This window comes from uncultured Desulfobulbus sp., assembly GCF_963662935.2.
Classification (GTDB): Bacteria; Desulfobacterota; Desulfobulbia; order Desulfobulbales; family Desulfobulbaceae; genus Desulfobulbus.
On the sequence record NZ_CAXXTL010000002.1, the window covers coordinates 1,353,423 to 1,367,346 of the forward strand.

Below are 13,924 nucleotides of genomic sequence, written 5' to 3' on the forward strand. Positions count from 1 at the left end.
TTCCGGCGGGCTGGAAGGGGAGCTCCTATCCAATGGACACAAAGACGCTTGTGGCGGGAATGTATGGAATCATTTGAACAATTGCTGGCAGAGTCAACGAAAATCCACGGCCATATCTGCGCCGGCCAGGTGATCGGCGTGCGCATGTCCATGGCCGCTTTAGACTGGATTGGCATCACCGATCCCAAGGGCGCGGACCGGAAAAAACTCTACGTGCTGGTCGAGATCGACCGCTGCGCCACCGACGCCATCCAATCGGTCACAGGTTGCAGCCTGGGCAAGCGCTCGTTGCGCTGGCTCGATTTTGGGGTCATGGCGGCCACCTTCGTTCACCTGGAAACCGGCCGAGCGGTGCGCGTCACCGCCCGGGAGGAGGCACGGGCGCTTTCAGAAAGCTACTGCCCTGAAGTTGTCGAAAAGTATCAGCGCCAACTGGAGGCCTACAAAGTCATGCCGCTGGACGACCTGTTTGTCTTCCAGGAGGTCAAGGTAGCCTTGCGGGATTGCGACATGCCGGGACGTCCGATCCGCCGGGTGCAGTGCGGGAAATGCGGCGACTGGGTCCAGGATTGCCGTGAATTGGCGAGGGAAGGCACGATCCTTTGCCGGGCCTGCGACGGTGAGCGATATTATCAGGTTGTAGAGTCGGACCGAAGTGCGGCCAGTTCCACCTCTTCGTGAAAAGGGGCAGTCCCTTTTTCTCCTTCCGGATCGGCACCCGCGGATGCTGTTCCCTACCCCTCCCGCATGAACAGGTCGCGCATTCGCACCTTCAGCCTGCACTGCCGCAAGCGTTACGGCCAAGCGATCGGCAAGATTCCGCTTGATCTGGGTATTCCCTGCCCCAACCGGGCCAGAGGCGGTTGCCTCTATTGCCGTCCGGCCAGTTTCACCCCCTTTTCCCTGCGCGCAACCGATGCCTTGGCCGAACAGATCCGCCGGGGAAAAGAGCACCTGCTCAAGGGACGATTCCGCCACTATTTCGGGTATTTTCAGCAGGAAACCTCCACCGCCCTGGCCACTGACCGGCTCATCCCCCTGCTTGCTCTGATTCTCGTTGATCCTGATTGCCGTGGCCTGATCCTCTCCACCCGCCCCGACGCCATTGCCGATAACCTGCCCGCTGCCCTGGCCCATCTGGTGCGGCACAGCGGCAAGACTTGCCTGGTCGAGCTGGGGCTGCAGTCGATCCACGACCAGAGCCTCCGCCTGCTCAACCGCAACCACAGTTTTGCCGATTTTGTCGCCGCCGTAGACAAACTGCACGCCGTGGAAGGCATTGAAATCGGTGCCCATCTGATCCTCGGTATTCCGGGGGAATCGGAGGCGGAAATGCTGACCACGGTGCAGACCGTCTGCGCTCTCCCCATCCAGGCCTTGAAACTGCACCACCTCCAGGTGATCGAGGGCACTCCGCTGCACCGCCTCCACACCCTGGGCCAGGTCCCGGTGTTCACTCTGGAAACCTATCTCGAGCTGCTGCTCCGCCTCCTGCCCCATATTCCTCCCCGGATTGCCCTGCATCGGCTCTGGTCCACGGCCCACCCCCATTTGCTGATCGCCCCGAAATGGCAATGTTTGAGCGGAGAATTGAGCAAGAAGCTCCACCGGATGATGGTGGAAAGGGGTCTTTGGCAAGGACAGGAAACAGAAGAAGGGGAGGGATCAGCCGAAAAGGGTGTGGAACAACGATGAGCGGTTAGTGCGGCGCAAACGTTTGAGGTAGTACGGAAAATCCAACCCGTAGCGCTGCTGGGAGTCGGCGGAGCACTTTTGCGCCTTCTTGATGATCTTATGCGGGATATCGTTGGGAAAAATCAGGAGAATGACATTGCTCCGTTTCTTGACCGCCATCTGCAGAAACCGGTCGCCACTCGCCTCTCCCACTGCCCGTAGAGCCTGATGATAAAGGGGCTTGTCGCCGCACCACAGGTTCACCACCAAAATGCCCTCGGGGCACAGCCTCGCAAGCAGCAAGCTGTACAGCTCGGAATCGAACAGAGCGGGGGCCATGGCGCCAGGACCGAAGATATCGAGAAAGGCGAGGTGGTATCCGCAAGCGGGATCGGTGTGCAGATACGAGAGGGCGTCCCGGTTGACGATCCGCAGACCTTCGCGGAGCGGCAGCCGGAAATAGCCATGGGCCAGGTCGATCACCAGCCGTTCCTTTTCCACCACATCGATTTGGGCCTCGGGGTGATGGTGGAGTAAAAAATGGGGCAGAGCCCCGCCGCCCAAACCGATAAGGAGGAATTTTTCGGGCCGCGGATGGAGCAGCAGGGCGGTTGCCATCCATTGGGTGTAGGCGAGCTGCAGCTCCCAGGGCTTCTGGAGATCGATGCAGGTCTGCCACTCTTCGGTGCCGAACCGAAGGCTGCGGAAACTCCCCTCATCGGTGACCAGGACCGGATGCTGGCCGGTGTGGCCGCTAAACACCAGTTGTTGCATCGATTGCGCCTTAAAAAAAAAGCCGCAAAGCCGAGAGATCAGCTTTGCGGCCAGAATGACGCGAGATATTCACCGCCCTAAGGGACAACGGGCGATATCGTTTGACCAGCGTAACCCGTTGTTTGCGGGTCACGAACCAGCCATGGTGTACGGGTTTATCGTTTTCTTTTTTTCATACACGATGAAAATCACTTGCAGCCTCTCAGCCCTCAGCCGCCGCTCTTGGCCGGGGTCTGCTGCTTTTCGGCCTCAGCCGCGGAACCGGCGATGGCGGCGCGATTGACCTTGATCCGCACATTCTCGGCGATCTCCAGCGTGACTACCGAATCGGTGATGCCGGTGATCTGCCCATGGATGCCGCCACCGGTGATGACCTTGTCACCCTTTTTCAGGTTCGACAGGTAGTTTTGATGCTCCTTGGCCTTTTTCTGTTGCGGTCGGATCAGCAAAAAATAGAAGACGATAAAAATAAGAACCAGCGGGACAAATTGGGCAATATTGGCCAACCCCGCGGGGGCGGCAGCGTCAGCGGCCCAGGCAACTCCAGTCATGAAACATTCCTCCAGTTAATCGTTAGTGTTCTGCAAACGGTCCAGTCCGTTGTTGATAAAAAGATCGGCGAAAAGCAAGAAAACGGTCTTCCCGGATCGCCTCCCGCATGCCCGCCATCAACGTGCAATAGTAGTGCAGGTTGTGGATGCTGTTCAACTGGTAGGCCAGGATCTCACGGCTCTGGAACAGGTGCCGAAGATAGGCGCGCGAATAATGGCGGCAGGTGTAGCAGCCGCAGGTTTCGTCCAACGGCCTCTGGTCCTGTTGAAAACAGGCGTTTTTTATAACAAGTCTGCCCTCTGAAGTAAAGAGCATTCCATTGCGGGCGTTGCGGGTCGGCATGACGCAGTCGAACATATCGATGCCGTGATAGACGCCCTCAACCAGGTCCTCCGGTGTGCCGACGCCCATGAGGTAGCGGGCGTGATCGGCCGGCAGATGATCGGCGGTGGCCTCCATCAACTCATACATCAGCTCCTTAGGTTCGCCCACCGACAGTCCGCCCAGGGCATAACCATCAAATCCGATGTCGACCAGCTGCTCGATTGCTTCCAGGCGCAGGTCCGGAAACATGCCTCCCTGGACAATACCAAAAAGATGCTGGCCGGTCCCACTCTGTGCATCACGGCATCGTTTGGCCCAACGGGCGGTCAGAGCCGTGCCTTTGATGGTCTGCTCCCGGTCCGCCGGATAGGGAATGCAGGTGTCCAAGGCCATCATGATGTCGGATCCCAGGGCCTCCTGGACATGGACGGCATCTTCGGGGCTGAGGAAAAGCTTGGTGCCGTCGAGATGGGAACGGAAGGCGGCCCCCTCCTCAGTGATCTTGGCCAGTTCCCGCAGGCTGAAAATCTGAAAACCGCCGGAATCGGTGAGGATCGGCCCGTCCCAGTGCATGAACTGGTGCAGACCGCCGAAGCTGCGGATCAGTTCATGGCCGGGCCGGATGTAGAGATGGTAGGTGTTGCCGAGGATGATCTGCGCCCCGAGCTCGACGAGATTTTCCGGGGTCATCGCCTTGACCGTGGCCTGGGTCCCCACCGGCATGAAGACCGGGGTCTGGACGGTGCCGTGCAGGGTGGCCAGTTCGCCCCGACGTGCCTTGCACTCGGTCGAACGGCCCAGCAGGGTAAAGGGTGAGACTCTGGTCATGGAGATAATCCGGGAACAGGTATTATTCGACGCTCAGGATGAGGACGTCGAAATGGAGCATCTCCCCGGCCAAAGGGTGGTTGAAGTCAAGCTTGGCGATTGTTTCCCCAATGTCGGTGACCAGGCCCTGCAATTCCTGGCCTTCGGGGCCAACGGCAGTGAGCATCGCGCCCGGCTGGCGTGCTTCCTCGGGCAGGTGCTCCAGGGGCACCTCAATCAGCGCCTCCTCGGAAATGACCCCATAACCGTCCTCGGGCGGGACGATGACCTTGAGGGTGTCCCCTGCCTTTTTGCCGATCAGGGCCTGCTCCAAACCGAAAATGAGTTGTTCTTCGCCTTGGGTGTAGGTGAGCGGCTCCGCCCCTACGTTGGTGTCGACCGTTTCGCCGTTGTCCAGGGTCAGGGTATAGGTAATGGCAACGGTTTTGCCTTCACTGATGATCATATTGCCCTCGTTCATAAAATGACCGGTCCGGGAGATCCGCACCGGTTGCCGTGGTCTGCCAGGAGGCGGCGACAGCGTGCGCACAGCTATAAACCGCCCGGCGGACAATTGCAAGACCGCACTCAAGCCCGAAACCGGTTGCGCGCCGCCCATCCTTGACGTTTTCAGGACAGCAGGAGGGCAAGCCGCCGCTCCAGCTCGCCCTGTTGAGCACCGATGGACTGGTTGAGATGGAATTGCACCAGAGCCCGGTGCAGATTCTGCCCCGGTCGGGTAATCTTGAAATAACGGTCGCCTGCCAAATGGTCGGTGAAAAATCGCAACCCCAGTTCAAAGCTGATCAGCGCAACAGCCGTTACCAGCAAATCCTTGTCCGCCGGGGTGAGCAGGTGCCCGGCCTGACGCAGATAGCCGGCCATCAGGGCCTGAAAATAATCCGGGTCAAAAACCGTGGCGGCAGGGTCGGCAGGGCCCTCGCCCATGGGATTGCAGCAGGAACGGAGGCAGTCGCCCAGGTCATGCAGGAGCAGCCCCGGCTTGACCGTGTCGAAATCGATCAGGCTAACCGCCCGGTCGGTATCGGCGGCGAACAGGAAATTGGCGGCCTTGGGATCACCGTGGATCACCTGGTGGCTCAACCGGTCCCTGGCCTGTTCAAGGATGGATGCACTCGGGCGGAGTTTTTTGATCCGGCGGCAACAAAAGGCCTCTGGTTCGTTCTCCTTCCGGGCCTTGCTGCGGACGAGGTCATAGTGTTCCAGATACCGGGGGGTAATGTGGAAATCCGGCAACGGATCGGCAAGCGCTTCGGGGTCGATATCCGCGGTCAAGAGATGGAAGCGCCCGAGCAGGGAGCCGATCTCCTCGGCCTGCGCCGGTTTTTTCAGAGTGTCCAAGGTTCGGGTGTTGTCGATATGGGTCAGCAGCCGCCAGCAATGACCCGCCGGATCGAAATAATGATCCCGCCCTTCCGGGTTGGTCACCAGACAAAAAAAAGAGATGCCGGATTCAGTGTTCCGGTTCAGATGCGCGGTGACGATCCGCATGTTGGCTATCACCGCTCCCGGATCGGCAAAAACCGCGGGATGCAGCCGTTGCAGGACCAATTGCTTCCCGTCGACCAGCTCAACTCGCCAGGTATCGTTAATATTGCCCTGCCCCAACGGCACAAGGTCCAGGAAAGAGGCGGCCGGAAGAAAGAAATCGAGGGCGAGGGCGGTATCCATAAAAAGGCAATGGGGTAATCAGGGGGCGGGAGCAACCGGCGGCGGGTATTTGCACGCATTGAGCGCCATCTTCTCCGAGGCCGCGGCCAGCATGTCGATCCCCAGCTGATCGGCCAGGCGGGTCAGGTAGATGAGGACATCGGCGATCTCGTGCGCCACCTCGTTCCTGGTTTCAGGCGTCAGATTGGAGCTCTGCTCCGGGGTGAGCCACTGAAAGTGCTCAAGCAGTTCAGCCGCTTCGACAATCAGGGCGGCGGCGAGATTTTTCGGGGTGTGAAAGGGTTCCCAGTCACGCTCGCCGGCGAAACGGCGCAACTCCAGGGTCAGTTGTTGGAGACTGATGCAGTGGTAGGGCGATTTTTTTTGAGCCATGGCGGTTCCTCCTGTGCCAAAACGATCCGCCAAGGTAGCGCATCAGGGGCTGTTTGTCACTCCCAAGGCGCAGATCTCAGACCATGGCGGCGACCAGCCCTTTGATCCGTTCGACCACCTCGCCGACTGCCTGCTCGACCTCGGGCGACATCTGCTGGGTGAACTCCTTGATTTCCTTGACCTCAATCAGCAGGATACGGATATCGGCGGGCATCTCCTCCGGAAAACAGATGTAGCCCGTCTTCAGGGTGGTGCCCAGGGTGATGGCATGCGAGTTGACCAGGGCATGGGTGGTGAAGATGTCATCCAGCGTGACCTCGAGGATGGATCCCGGCTTGTTGCCGAGTTTGCAGGCGTCGACAATGATGGCCCGCTCAAAATCCCGGATCTTGTCCATCACTTCGAAACCGGCTGTGTAGGCCACTCCGATTTGGCAGGCCAGGTTCTCCTGCTCCAATCGCTCAGCCACGACGATCCCTGCCCGGTCATCCTGGAGATAGGGGTTGCCGATGCCGACAACCACGCATTTTCTATTCATGGCGGCCTTGCAGTTGAAAAACATGCCCAAGACGGGCATTGTTCACTGCTGATTGGCGATTCATCAGCATCTGTATTCAACAAACAAAAAAGAGGCCCCCAGCGGGCCTCTTTTTAAATTTCTTCAACAAGTTTATATCAAGCCGGCCAGCCATTCGAATGCATTGTTTGCCCCTGGCGATCGATAACGAAGCACTCATACCCAGGCCGGGAGTTGATGTACCGCATTCCGACCTCCGGCTCCATGACAAAGACAGCGGTCGACAGGATGTCGGCATCCATGGCGGTGGGAGCCATGACCGTGACGCTGGTCGCCAGATGCGGTGAGTGACCGGTTTTGCTGTTGACGATATGGTGAAAAACCTTCTCCCGATCGTAATAAATCTCGTAATTGCCTGAGGTCGCCACAGCGCCCTCGCGCAGACTGATAACATCGGGGTATTCTTTCTTTTTCGCCGGGTCCTGGATAGCCACGGTCCAGGCCTTGCCCTTGGCGACTGAGCCGCCGACCCGAATCTCGCCTCCTGCGTTGACCAAGTGGTTGGCTATTCCATTTTCAGCCAGCACCTGCGCCGCTCGGTCGGCGATAAAACCGGGAGCGACGCCGTCCAGCGTAATCCCCATGCCCTTCTCGGGCAAGAGGATGGATCCGTTATCAAAGCGCAGGCGTTCTGAACCGATCAGGTCGAGAATCGCATCGGTCTCGGCTTCGGTTGGCTGCTTACCGGCAGCGAATCGCTTTTGGAAAAGATCGACAAGCGGCGCGACGGTAATATCGAAAGCCCCATTGGTGTCGCGGTGGAAATAGAGGGCTCGACCGAGCACCTCACGAATTTCAGGGATCGGCTGAGCAAGGCAATGCTCAGTATTGAGCTCGCAAATCGGCGATTGATTGCCATAGCGGGTCAGGAGAGTGCAGAGGCGGTCAACTTCGGCAAAGGCAAGTCCCATGGCGTTTTCCGCCTCGTCCCTGGAGGTGTGCATGACCGTCATGTCGACAAAGGTACCCATAGCAATACGGGTTTTGGAAACCTTGTACGTATTTTTGTGAAACAACAAGCTTTCCGCCTTCTCGACTGGCAACAGGGTCGCTGCGGCAGCTCCTAGGCCCAGGAGTCCGGAGAGCTTTAAAAATGATCTTCTCTTGTGATCACAAACATTTGGGAAAATTTTCATGACTGTTCCACTCGTTTGGTTTTATTAACCGGCCATTTTCAGGCCATCAGCGACATTTCGGGCTATAGTCAGCCGTCCCTTGTAATGACGAAAAATCTCGCGAGGACATTTAGCGACACACACTTCCTCGCAGGAAGGACCATAAGCAATGCAGCTCTTATGATCGATGACAATCAGATTATCGGTATATGCCACCGCTTTGGCCGGGCACACCTTGACACAGAGCTTGCAGCCGATACAGCCGACTTCGCAGACAGCCTTAACATCCTTGCCGAGATCTTTTGAAGAGCAAGGCACCCACACCCGAGCCTTCAACGTTTGCAGCTCGATAATCTTCTTCGGGCAGGTGCGCACGCACACCCCGCAACTCACACATTTATCCGGGTTAATAATCGGAAAATTATCAACCATTTCTATGGCATCGAATGGACAGGCTTCAGCGCATTCGCCCAGGCCAATGCAAGCATACTGGCATTTCGATGGTCCGCCAAAGCCGAGGTTGGCAGCTGTGCAGGAATGAAAACCGATATAGTGATGCTTATGGCTGACCCGTCCCTCAACCCTTGAACAGCGGACAACCGCCATCTGGTCTTCGACCTCAGCCATCTTCTTGCCGGTGAGTTCGGCCACCACCGCAGCCACCGCTTCTTTGCCGGGAAAACAGAGATTTGGCGGGACGGCGGGATCATTGACCACGGCAATGGCATAGCCTTCACAGCCCGGATATCCGCAGCCGCCGCACTGGGCCAGGGGCAGGGAATGCAGGACCTTATCGATCAGCGGGTTGGTCTCGACCGCAAACTTATGGGCAGCGATGGCCAGACCGATACCAAAGAACAGGCCTATGCAGCCGAGAAGAACCAGCCCGCTCAGGGCTATTTTAAGTAATTGCGGATCCATTTCACCACTCTCTTATCCATCCGTGTTGTCGATTTCAGTTTTCAGATCAAAACAGCTGCAAACCGGAAAAACCGAGAAAGGCCATGGCGAATTGCCCGGCGACGATGAAGGCAATGGGCAAGCCTTTAAATGTCGGGGGTATGTTGGCTATTTCCAACCGCTCCCGAACAGAACTCATGAGATAGAGGGCCAGTAAAAAGCCCCCTCCGGCACCAAGGGCCAGCATGAAGGTCTCGAGGAAATTGTAATTGAGGCTCGACATGACCAGCGGCACGGCAATGATGACACAGTTGGCGATGACGAGAACCAGGTAGACGCCAAACGAGTTGAACAGCACCGGATTGACTTTGCGCAGGATCGTGTCGACTGCCTGCACGGTGAGCGAAACCAGACCAATGAAGACGACGATTTGGAGAAAGTTGAGATTGAAAGGAATCAGGGTAAACTTGTAAAAGAGCCAACTCATGCTGGCAGACGCCACCATGACGATGGTGAACACCACCCCCATGCCCTTCGCCGTTTCCTTTCTCTTCGATGTTCCAAAAAATACGCACAACCCAAGGTATTTGGTGAAAACGAAATTATTGATCAGCAGTGCGGCAATAAGAATCGAGAACAGATACCCGAGGTAGGATTTCGAAACCTTGAAAGTGAGATCGGCAACACCCGTCAGCCCCCGCAACGAAACCACATGCGTTTTCGCGGTATTGAGCGGTTCGGCGAACAGCAGTGCGACATTGCGACCGTCACTGCCCACCGTTGCGGAGATCAGGCTAAGCTTGATATCGGGATCGTTTTCTTCAAAAACCGTATACTTAGCCACATCGCCAGCCACCGCCTTGTCGACAGGCGCGGTGAAGGTGACCGCAATGCCGTTTTTGCCGGAAAACGAGGTGGTTTCGATGAAATCAGCGGCCTGCAGCCATGCCGGCAACAGCAGGACGACAAGAAGCACGGCAAACGGAGGAATTTTCAGGTTGCTCATGATTGCATTCCTTTTTTACGTTTGTACACCAGTTCGATCCAGTTGAAAAAAGCCATCATCAAGCCGACGACGAAGAATCCCGCGCTCGGCAGGATAAAGAACAGCAAGGGTTTGAATCCTAGGACGTCGTAGCCGAAGATCGCTCCCGATCCCAACAGTTCGCGGACAAAACCGATGACCACCATGCCGACCATGAATCCAAGACCCATGCCCACCCCATCCCAGAAGGAGTCGGACACCTTTTCTTTGCAGGCGAACATTTCCAGTCGCATGGTAATGATAGCAAAGGCAACGATCAGTTTGATGAAAATGCCCATCTTAGCGTAGGCCCCAGGCAAGTAGGCGGCCATGACCAGATCGATGACCGTTACCCAGGTAGCGATGGTCAGGGTGTAGGTCGGTATTCGAATCCGGGGATGGATTTGGTCTTTAAAGAGTGAAATGGTCACGCTGGAGAAAACTTGGACCAACAACACGGCAACGCCCAGCATCAGACCATTCATGACCGTGGTGGAAATACCGACCGCCGGGCACATCGACAGCGCCAGCCGGAAGATCGGGTTTTCGCTCAGAATACCCCGCCCAAGGAGTTCCCAGGGTGTTTTGGTGTTAGATGAATGTGTTGTCACTCTGGTCCTCCGACTAGGTTAAAACGAGACAGCAATTTTTTGCTCTTTGAGCACACGATCGAGAATATCCAAGCGGTAAGCGAACTTAACTGCCATCCCTTTCACGCCATCGGTCAGCATCCGCGAGGAGATGGTTGCTCCGGTCAGGGCATAGATATTTTTGTCCTTGAATTGTTCCATTATCCGAGAGACATCGGCGTCGGCGAGATGTCCCTCAAGGGCTTGCCGGTATTGCTCCGGCAAAGGCTCTTTGACAACCTGCAGCCCTTTGAGCACATCAAACGATCTACCTTTGAACTGCTTCTTGAAATAATCCTTTTCAATCTCGGCACCAAGACCGGGATCTTCCTCGTGCTCCAAAACCTCCACGCCCAGCATCGCATATTTCTGGTCAAGCGCCAGCATCACGTTGATAAAGGTCTTGAAGCCCGGGAACTTGCCTCCCAGCAGATACGCCACCCGTTTGCTGTCATTGGTCACCACAATGGTATGATCGGCAAAGCGGATCTCCTTGCCCGGACCGACAGCCGCCAGAACCGCCTTGTCGCGGTCTTCTTTTTCCCGGCTCTGCTCGGCGTCAAGGGCCACCTCTTTCCGATCGGCCATTTTACCTTCCAAATCTAGGCTGACGAGGGTGTAACCCGCCTTGCCTGCTTGGGCCGTCGGCACCAGGTACCCGATCAGCTGCCTGCCCGGTTCGGTAATGATATAGCGATAGATCTGGTGCAGGGCCAGGGTCGCGGGCACCGGTTTGCGTTCCCCATAGCCCAGCAGGCCGTACATGGTCCGTTCTTCCCGGGCATGCTCATTGTGCTTCTTGGCTTTGTCGGTGATGATAAAAGCCGCCCCCATCACCGTTGCCGCCATCAGGCAGGAAACCGTAAGACGGAAGACGATGTTCAGGATGTCTTTCATTGGTCACCTCCAACCGGCGGGGCGAACCGCTTGGGCTTGAACCATCCATCCAGGACCGAACTGAGCGGGTTCATCAGCAGAATGGCGTAACAGATGCCTTCGGGATAACCGCCCTTTAACCTGATTAAAACGGTCAAGGCGCCGATACCTACTCCGTACACCAATTGTGAGGTTTTATTGGTCGGCGAGGTGACGTAATCGTTGGCCATATAGAAGGCGCCGAGCATGGCACCACCAGAGAGTATTGCCAGCAGCGGATCGCCGGTGAAAAGCGCGTTCCCACCGAAAATCCAGGAAAGCAGGGCGATGGTGCCGAGAACCGAAACCGGAATATGCCAGGTGATATATCGCCTGTACATCAAATAGAGACCGCCGAGCACCAGCAGGAGGCCGGAGGTCTCACCGATGCACCCGGGCCGCCAGCCCATGAAAAAGGACCCATAAAGGCTGGTACCAGAACCGAAGGTCTTCGCGAAACCAGCCATTCCCTGTGCCTTAAGGACTGCCAGAGGGGTGGCGGCGGAAACCGCATCCGCTCCGGCGCCGAGGTGGCTGAAAATCGCCATCCCATCCACGGGTGACAGCCAGGCCGAGGTCATGGCCACCGGAAAGGTTGCCAGTAAAAAGGCCCGGCCCATCAAGGCCGGATTAAAAATATTGTAGCCAATTCCACCCAACAGGTGTTTGCCGACGTAAATCGCCATGACCGCGCCGAGTACCGGCAACAGATAAGACACGCCAGGAGGAATGACAAAAGCGAGCAGTACACCGGTCAAGGCTGCGCTGCCATCCATGATGGTGATTGGTCGCCCGAGCAGCTTTTGGCTGACGGCCTCCACCGCCATGCAGCTGATGACCGAGACAGCGGTGATGATCAAGGTTTGAATGCCGAAGATAAAGACCGACAGGATCAGCGGCGGCATCAGGCAGGCCACCACGGTCCACATGATTTTCTCAACCGATTCATTGCTCTTCACATGCGGCGAAACTGAGACAATCCAGTTCGGTTGTGAGGGGAATGACTGGTTATCAGGCGCTTGCGTTTCGATGGCGATACTCCTTCAGAACGATATTACACATGCAACGTGAGGGGTTCTCTCCCCCACCCACCCCAAACCCTAACCCGAGAACGGGAACCTTTCCTTGACGTCCATGCCACCCGACGACGATGCCGTCTCACTGAGGCTCCTGCCCCTGAGCTATCTCTTTGCCTTCATTTTGGCCAACCGAATGAATTGTACCAGAGGCCGTTTAGCTGGGCAGATATAGGCGCAACTGCCGCATTCAAAACAATCGAACACCCCGAATTGGGCGGTGTCCTCGGACCGGTTGGCCTCCACATAGACACCGATTTCCTTTGGTTCCAGACCCATCGGGCAGGCATCAAGGCACCATCCGCAACGGATGCATTGCGAGTGAGGCCGGCTATCGATTTCTTGGGCGGTTAAAAACAGGACCGACGAAGTGGTTTTGGTCACCGGAACGTCAAGGCTTGAAACGGCAAAGCCCATCATCGGTCCCCCCATGATGATTTTCGCCAGTTCCGGTTTGGTGCCGCCAAGGTACTGCACAATATCGCCGATTTTGGTTCCGACCTTGACCAGGAGGTTGGCGGGCTTCGTGATACCGCCGCCGCTAATGGTGACCACTTTTTCACAGAGCGGCTTATTGAGCACTACCGCATCGTAAATCGCCCGCGCGGTCGAAACGTTATGAACCACGACCCCCACCGCCGACGGCAGGGCCATGGAAGGCACTTTTCGCCCAACAAGAGCCTGAATCAGCTGTTTTTCCGAACCTTGGGGATACTTAACCTGCAAGGCATGCACTGACAAAGAACACTCTGGTGTACTGCCCAGCCGGGCAGCATCAGCCATAGCCTGAATGGCATCCGGTTTGTTGCTTTCAATGCCAATCTGGCAATTTTTAATTCCCAGAATTTTGAGAATGATCTGAGCACCTTCGATGATTTCTTTCGGGTGTTCAAGCATCTGCCGGTGATCAGCGGTTATGTACGGCTCGCATTCGGCCCCGTTGAGCAGCAAGGTGTCGATTTTGGCGTCTGCGGGTGGCTTAAGTTTCACATGCGTGGGAAAACCGGCCCCGCCGATCCCGATGACACCGGCATCATGCACCTTAACCAGGAGATCGGTGGCGCTCAATTCCTGCCACGGGTTCGGCGTGTAGGAAGCAGGCGTGGCAGCATGATCAACCGCAATGGTGATCGACGGCGCTTTGACCCGCAACGGATGCGCCGACATCCCGATATCCTTGATGGTGCCGGCGACAGGCGAATGCAGCGGTACCCCTAACCCTTTCACCACTTCGCCGATTACCGCTCCTTCGAGGACGACATCACGCTTTTTCACCATCGGCGAACAGGGTGCGCCAATGTGCTGGCCAAGAATTATCTCCAGTTCATCCGGTACCGGCATCCGCTCAATGGCAAGAGCGGCGGTCTGGTCCTTTGACTCCGGTGGATGGACGCCGCCTTTGGGAAAAGTCAGTAAGGAATTCATAAATTCAAGCACATGTGGAACTGAAATATTTGCGGCAAACTTGCCCTTAGAGTCGTTGTGGCAGGTGA

16 protein-coding genes are annotated in these 13,924 nt (G+C 56.7%); 2 read left to right on the forward strand and 14 right to left on the reverse strand.

The features are described 5' to 3' along the window. Positions 1–63: 63 nt before the first annotated feature. Entirely contained in the window at positions 64–681 is a 618-nt protein-coding gene (locus ACHZCX_RS10235) for an FmdE family protein (protein WP_319587140.1), read from the forward strand. A 66-nt stretch (positions 682–747) separates the two neighbouring features. Further along, entirely contained in the window at positions 748–1,695 is a 948-nt protein-coding gene (locus ACHZCX_RS10240) for a TIGR01212 family radical SAM protein (protein ID WP_319587141.1), read from the forward strand. Here ACHZCX_RS10240 and ACHZCX_RS10245 read toward each other — a convergent pair. From ACHZCX_RS10245 to rsxC, 14 genes are all read right to left on the reverse strand, one after another. Continuing rightward, positions 1,666–2,448 carry a hypothetical protein gene (locus ACHZCX_RS10245; RefSeq protein ID WP_319587142.1) on the reverse strand — a complete coding sequence of 261 codons (783 nt, stop codon included), beginning with the start codon at positions 2,446–2,448 and terminating at the stop codon, positions 1,666–1,668. The two genes, ACHZCX_RS10240 and ACHZCX_RS10245, sit on opposite strands and share 30 nt — an antisense overlap. A 209-nt stretch (positions 2,449–2,657) precedes the next feature. Continuing rightward, positions 2,658–2,999, reverse strand: a complete 342-nt coding sequence (yajC, locus tag ACHZCX_RS10250; protein ID WP_319587143.1) for a preprotein translocase subunit YajC — start codon at positions 2,997–2,999, stop codon at positions 2,658–2,660. Positions 3,000–3,021: 22 nt separating this feature from the next. Continuing rightward, on the reverse strand, positions 3,022–4,152 hold the full coding sequence (gene tgt / locus ACHZCX_RS10255) for a tRNA guanosine(34) transglycosylase Tgt (protein WP_319587144.1): 1,131 nt from the start codon (positions 4,150–4,152) through the stop codon (positions 3,022–3,024). A gap of 22 nt (positions 4,153–4,174) precedes the next feature. Continuing rightward, entirely contained in the window at positions 4,175–4,597 is a 423-nt protein-coding gene (locus ACHZCX_RS10260) for an FKBP-type peptidyl-prolyl cis-trans isomerase (RefSeq protein ID WP_319587145.1), read from the reverse strand. A gap of 164 nt (positions 4,598–4,761) precedes the next feature. After that, positions 4,762–5,823: a phosphotransferase gene (locus ACHZCX_RS10265; RefSeq protein WP_319587146.1), complete on the reverse strand. Its 1,062-nt coding sequence runs from the start codon at positions 5,821–5,823 to the stop codon at positions 4,762–4,764. An 18-nt stretch (positions 5,824–5,841) separates the two neighbouring features. Continuing rightward, on the reverse strand, positions 5,842–6,195 hold the full coding sequence (locus tag ACHZCX_RS10270) for a nucleotide pyrophosphohydrolase (protein WP_319587147.1): 354 nt from the start codon (positions 6,193–6,195) through the stop codon (positions 5,842–5,844). A gap of 76 nt (positions 6,196–6,271) precedes the next feature. Beyond that, complete coding sequence (locus ACHZCX_RS10275) at positions 6,272–6,733, reverse strand: hydrogenase maturation protease (protein WP_319587148.1); 462 nt, start codon at positions 6,731–6,733, stop codon at positions 6,272–6,274. 137 nt (positions 6,734–6,870) lie between these two features. Further along, positions 6,871–7,908 carry an FAD:protein FMN transferase gene (locus ACHZCX_RS10280; protein WP_319587149.1) on the reverse strand — a complete coding sequence of 346 codons (1,038 nt, stop codon included), beginning with the start codon at positions 7,906–7,908 and terminating at the stop codon, positions 6,871–6,873. Between the two features lie 24 nt (positions 7,909–7,932). Further along, positions 7,933–8,808 (reverse strand): RnfABCDGE type electron transport complex subunit B, encoded by an 876-nt coding sequence (gene rnfB, locus ACHZCX_RS10285; RefSeq protein ID WP_319587150.1) that lies wholly within the window; start codon positions 8,806–8,808, stop codon positions 7,933–7,935. Positions 8,809–8,854: 46 nt separating this feature from the next. Continuing rightward, the gene (locus ACHZCX_RS10290; RefSeq protein ID WP_319587151.1) at positions 8,855–9,793 is read right to left on the reverse strand and encodes an Rnf-Nqr domain containing protein; all 939 of its coding nucleotides are present in this window, start codon (positions 9,791–9,793) and stop codon (positions 8,855–8,857) included. Then, complete coding sequence (locus ACHZCX_RS10295; RefSeq protein ID WP_319587152.1) at positions 9,790–10,422, reverse strand: electron transport complex subunit E; 633 nt, start codon at positions 10,420–10,422, stop codon at positions 9,790–9,792. Before ACHZCX_RS10295 ends, ACHZCX_RS10290 begins: the two co-directional genes overlap by 4 nt. An 18-nt stretch (positions 10,423–10,440) precedes the next feature. Next, positions 10,441–11,337: an FMN-binding protein gene (locus ACHZCX_RS10300; protein ID WP_319587153.1), complete on the reverse strand. Its 897-nt coding sequence runs from the start codon at positions 11,335–11,337 to the stop codon at positions 10,441–10,443. Continuing rightward, complete coding sequence (locus ACHZCX_RS10305; protein WP_319588731.1) at positions 11,334–12,392, reverse strand: RnfABCDGE type electron transport complex subunit D; 1,059 nt, start codon at positions 12,390–12,392, stop codon at positions 11,334–11,336. The genes ACHZCX_RS10300 and ACHZCX_RS10305 overlap by 4 nt, the downstream gene beginning before the upstream one ends. A gap of 144 nt (positions 12,393–12,536) precedes the next feature. Continuing rightward, positions 12,537–13,856, reverse strand: a complete 1,320-nt coding sequence (gene rsxC, locus ACHZCX_RS10310) for an electron transport complex subunit RsxC (RefSeq protein ID WP_319587154.1) — start codon at positions 13,854–13,856, stop codon at positions 12,537–12,539. Positions 13,857–13,924: the final 68 nt, after the last annotated feature.